This window comes from uncultured Nostoc sp. (genome assembly GCF_964245575.1).
Lineage (GTDB): Bacteria > Cyanobacteriota > Cyanobacteriia > Cyanobacteriales > Nostocaceae > Nostoc.
Map to the genome: position 1 here is coordinate 1 of NZ_CAXTNP010000403.1, position 5,127 is coordinate 5,127.

The following is a 5,127-nucleotide window of genomic DNA, read 5'->3' on the forward strand; positions in this document are numbered from 1 at the left end:
AACTTCCACCTTTGAACTCGGAACTTCCACCTTTGAACTCGGAACTCCGACCTTTGAACTGCAACAACCGAGATCCAAGGGTGAAGGATGGTGATTAAAAGGCAAATATTTACCTTACTATCCCATTTTCACAAACTTGCAAACTAAAGCTACCACAAATATTTTGCGTAGGGGCACAACAATGTTGTGCCCTGATAAAACTGTTCACCGCAGCCAAGATTTTATTTGTAATTTTCCGTAGAGGAATTAGTATCATTCAAATGTAATATGCATTGTGCAAAACAATATTGTTTCTCGTTGAGATGCCAAATGGGTAGGAGGGCACGGCAATGCCGTGCCCCTACGTTATTTATATTAATGCAATAGAAATTATCAGTATCATTCAAATGTAATATGCATTGTGCAAAACAATATTGTTTTTCGTTGAGATGCCAAATGGGTAGGAGGGCACGGCAATGCCGTGCCCCTACGTTATTTATATCAATGGCAATAGAAATTATCAGTTAAAATAAACACACATTACTAATAACTGTATGTAAAAATCAATGCCCTATGATCCACAAATACACCACCGCCATTCTATTCGCTTGAAAGGGTACGATTACACCCAACCTGGTGCATATTTCATCACCATTTGCACCAAAGTGCGGCAATGTTTATTTGGTAATGTAGTTAAGGGCGAAATGCAATTAAATTCTTTAGGTCATATTGCCTTCAACTGCTGGCAAACAATACCCGATCATTTTCCCCACATTGAACTAGATACCTTTGTGGTCATGCCTAACCATCTACACGGCATCTTAATCATCACCGATAAACCTGTAGGGGCACAACATTGTTGTGCCCTCAATCAACATCTTAACTGCAACACAGAACAATTCGGTAAACCTGTACCTAGTTCTATTTCTACAGTTATTCGCAGCTATAAAGGCGTTGTCAGCAAACGCATTAATATAATTTGGCAGACCAAAGGACAATCAATCTGGCAACGCAATTTTTATGAACACATTGGAAGAGAGCAAAAATCTGTAGATAATATCCAACAATATATTTTAAATAATCCCCAGCGTTGGGCAGATGATCCAGAAAACCCGCAACGTAATTCTGATGATCAAGATTTCCTGTTTGATATCCCTTTTTGATTTAAAATCGTGTGTTATGTCATAAATATGAATTCGCGTTGGGATGCAACACCTGGTAGGGGCACGGCATTGCCGTGCCCCTACAATGACTCGGATGTTCTAAACTGGAACTACATTGTAAGCACTCAATGATGGCACAAATCACGTTTAAGGTTGAAGCATTTTGGGATTCAGACGCAGAAGTTTGGGTAGCAATTAGTGATGACGTACCTGGATTGGTGACAGAAGCTTCTACAATTGAAGTTCTGACCCAAAAGCTGCGAGAAATAATTCCAGAACTGATCATTCTCAACAAAATTGTCCCTCCTGACTATGTAGGTTCTATCACCTTTGAGTTAACCAGCCATCGACAAGAGTTGATTAAGGTGGCTTCATAGATGGGTGCGTCGTTTATTCCTGAGTTGAAAAAGATGCTTTCAGAAGTTGGGTGCTACTTTGAACGGCAAGGTAAAGGAGATCATGAAATCTGGTACAGTCCAATTACAGATCGTCGGTTTGTTGTAGACGGAACCATCAAGTCACGCCATACCGCCAACGGAGTTTTGAAACAAGCTGGACTTCCCAAAGCCTTTTAGAGGGTAGCAAGTAGCAAGTAAGCACGGTAGAACAGGAAAATAGATTTTTAATCAGCAAGCTTGAGGCTGGGAACTCGGAACTTCGTGCTTTGAACTGCAATATCCGAGTTCTAAGGATGAATGATGGTGAATCAAATGTATTGGAAATGGGGCTTTAGACTATTAATTGTATTCTTCGGGCTGTGGCTACTCCTGGATTTGGGTTCCCGTGTGGGAGCAGAGATTTTTTGGTTTCAGGAAGTCGGCTATCTCCAAGTATTTCTATTAAGGCTAGTGACTCGTGGCGTTTTGTGGGTAGTGGTGGCTGGAATAACTGCTACCTATCTACTGCTAAATCTGGCTCTAGCACAACGGCTGAAATATTCCCAGTCTCTGAAAATTGAGGAAGTCAGGCGTGAGGAAGCAGAACTCACTAGTGAATTAACAAATTTTCTCAGTCCTGATTATCCAAGACGTAATGAAACCCGGATACTTGCGCCGCAACGCTTAAAAAAAATGAGATTGCGCGGGTTATTATCCCTAACTCTAGTACTGAGCTTGTTAATCGGGTTAATGCTGGCTCACTATGGTCAAATTGCTCTTTTCTACTGGCATTCTCCAGTTAATCAGGGTATTTTACCCATTCCCGCCCTATTTCGACCAGAGACAATCTGGCAACTTTTGAGGCAGATTTTCTCTCAAGTCTGGTATCTCGGTTTAATTGTGGGAGTAGCGATCGCCATCTTAATTTATCACCAATTTTTACTAAGAGCGATCGCAATTCTCTTCAGTCCCATTTTTGCCTTCATCATATTCCGACACTGGCCAAAGGTGCTGCAATATTTGCACCCCACCCTTTTCAACAGCACTGAGCCTTTATTTGGTCGAGATATCAGCTTTTACGTATTTTCCTTACCCTTTTGGGAACTGCTAGAACTCTGGCTGATGGGATTATGTTTGTATGGCTTCGTCGCCGTTATTCTTACTTATCTCTTGTCGGGTGACAGTTTAAGTCAGGGAATTTTCCCTGGATTTTCGCCCCAGCAGCAGCGTCATTTATTTGGTATGGGTGGCTTGTTGATGCTGGTAGTAGCTCTGAGTTACTGGCAAAGTCGCTATGAACTCGTATATTCTAGCCGGGGAGTAAGTTATGGTGCCAGCTATACAAATGTGACAGCCCAGTTGCCAGCTTACACCGTCTTGTGCATCCTGGCAGTAGCGATCGCCTTTTACCTACTTTGGCGAACATTTTTCTGGAAACCCAAATCTCAGTATCGCCGATTGGTATTTTACGGGTTAGGGATTTATCTGGTATTAGTTGCAGCAGCTGACGTTGTTCTACCTACTGTAGTGCAATATTTAATTGTCCAACCTAATGAGTTGCAACGAGAGCAACCCTACATTCAGCGTACTATCGCCTTGACTCGCCAAGCATTTGATTTAGAGGCGATCGATGTTAGAACTTTTAACCCGCAAGGAACATTGACTGAAGCTGATATTCAAAAGAATACCTTGACAATTCGGAATATTCGCCTGTGGGATGAGCGACCACTGTTAGAAACCAACCGTCAACTGCAACAAATTCGGCCCTACTATCAGTTCCCCGATGCCGATATTGACCGCTACACTCTCAAAACAGATGTAACTTCCCCTCGACCAGCTACCCCGCAAAAGCCACCAGAACCTAAGCAGGAATCAGTTGAATCAACAGAACGGCGGCAGGTACTGATTGCCGCACGAGAATTAGACTACAGTACCGTACCACAGGAAGCTCAAACATGGGTTAACCGCCATTTAATTTATACCCACGGTTTCGGGTTTACTGTTAGCCCAGTTAATACAGTTGGGCCGGGTGGACTACCAGAATATTTTGTCAAGGATATTAGCGGTGATAGTAGCGCCCTTACAACTTCCAATGAAGCCATTCGTGACAGTATTCCCATCGGGCAACCCCGGATTTATTACGGCGAGATTACTAATACTTATGTAATGACTGGTACAAGAGTTAGAGAGCTAGACTACCCTAGTGGTAGTGACAATGTTTACAACTCTTACGATGGTCTGGGTGGTGTTGAAATTGGTTCAGCATGGCGACGCTGGCTATTTGCCATGTATTTGAAAGATTGGCAGATGCTGCTGACGCGTGACTTTTTGCCAGAGACAAAGGTGCTACTGCGGCGAAATGTCAAGCAAAGAATTCAAGCGATCGCACCCTTTTTGAAATTTGACAGCGACCCTTATTTAGTTGCTGCTGCTGCTAATCAAGATTTCCCAAGTAATCCCAGTTATCTTTACTGGATTGTTGATGCCTACACGACGAGCGATCGCTATCCTTACTCAGACACTGGTAAGGAGGGGATCAACTACATTCGTAACTCGATCAAGGTAGTGATTGATGCCTATCACGGCACTGTTAACTTTTATATTGCCGATCAGAGCGATCCGATCATTGCCACTTGGTCAGCGATATTTCCCAATATGTTCAAACCGCTCAGTACAATGCCAGTCAATCTCCGCAGTCATACGCGGTATCCGGTGGACTTTTTCAAAATTCAATCTGAGCGGTTGATGACCTACCACATGACCGATCCCCAGGTATTTTACAATCGGGAAGACCAGTGGCAAATCCCCAACGAAATCTATGGCAGTGAACCTCGTCCAGTAGAGCCGTATTATTTGATTACTAGTCTACCCACCGTACCTTTTGAAGAGTTTATTCTGCTTCTGCCCTATACTCCCAAACAACGGACTAATTTAATCGCTTGGTTAGCGGCGCGATCGGATGGCAAAAACTACGGTAGGCTGGTGCTATATGTCTTTCCTAAGGAACGCCTGGTTTACGGCCCAGAGCAAATCGAAGCGCGGATTAACCAAGACCCAGTAATTTCTCAGCAAATTTCCCTATGGAATCGTCAGGGGTCAAGAGCCATTCAGGGTAATCTATTAGTGATTCCCATTGAGCAATCGCTGCTGTATGTCGAGCCAATCTATCTAGAAGCCACACAGAATAGCTTGCCAACTTTGGTGCGGGTAGTCGTGGCTTACGAAAACCGGATTGTCATGGCGCAAACATTAGAACAAGCATTGCAGGGAATTTTTAAACCAGAAGTTACACCAGCCCCGGCGATTATCCGCCCCTTTGAAGAAGCAGCCCCGCCAGGTTAAGCGATTTTAAGATTGTAAATAGTTATATAGCAGGCGACAGTGAGCGTAGACGCGCAGAGGCTTGTCGTAAGACATCGCCATTAACAAAATTTATCGCAACAGATATATAGCAGTCCTAAATCATTTGTGAAAATTATATATCTCTTTTTTCTTTCTTCTCTTTGCGTTCAACTCTTGGAGACGCTGCGCGAACGCATAGCGTTCCGTTCGCGCAGCGTCCCGTAGGGAAGGAAAGGCGGTTCGTTTCCTTATCTATATTTTTCACG

General features: G+C 43.4%; 4 protein-coding genes. All 4 read left to right on the forward strand.

The window, feature by feature from the left end; translation table 11 throughout:
- The first annotated feature begins 545 nt into the window (after positions 1 to 545).
- The 4 genes from ACFFAP_RS35545 (at position 546) to ACFFAP_RS35560 (ending at position 4,861) form a co-directional block, all read left to right on the forward strand.
- Complete coding sequence (locus tag ACFFAP_RS35545; protein WP_375515615.1) at positions 546 to 1,142, forward strand: transposase; 597 nt, start codon at positions 546 to 548, stop codon at positions 1,140 to 1,142.
- A gap of 131 nt (positions 1,143 to 1,273) precedes the next feature.
- On the forward strand, positions 1,274 to 1,519 hold the full coding sequence (locus ACFFAP_RS35550) for a DUF1902 domain-containing protein (RefSeq protein ID WP_375515618.1): 246 nt from the start codon (positions 1,274 to 1,276) through the stop codon (positions 1,517 to 1,519).
- Entirely contained in the window at positions 1,520 to 1,717 is a 198-nt protein-coding gene (locus ACFFAP_RS35555; protein ID WP_375515616.1) for a type II toxin-antitoxin system HicA family toxin, read from the forward strand. It begins immediately after the preceding gene.
- Between the two features lie 135 nt (positions 1,718 to 1,852).
- Positions 1,853 to 4,861 (forward strand): UPF0182 family protein, encoded by a 3,009-nt coding sequence (locus ACFFAP_RS35560; RefSeq protein ID WP_375515617.1) that lies wholly within the window; start codon positions 1,853 to 1,855, stop codon positions 4,859 to 4,861.
- Positions 4,862 to 5,127 lie beyond the last annotated feature (266 nt).

Excerpts from the sequence above, each read along its gene's own strand:
- ACFFAP_RS35560 (WP_375515617.1), top strand. The coding sequence starts at position 1,853 with ATGTATTGGAAATGGGGCTTTAGACTATTAATTGTATTCTTCGGGCTG.
- ACFFAP_RS35550 (WP_375515618.1), top strand. The coding sequence starts at position 1,274 with ATGGCACAAATCACGTTTAAGGTTGAAGCATTTTGGGATTCAGACGCA.
- ACFFAP_RS35545 (WP_375515615.1), top strand. The coding sequence starts at position 546 with ATGCCCTATGATCCACAAATACACCACCGCCATTCTATTCGCTTGAAA.
- ACFFAP_RS35555 (WP_375515616.1), top strand. The coding sequence starts at position 1,520 with ATGGGTGCGTCGTTTATTCCTGAGTTGAAAAAGATGCTTTCAGAAGTT.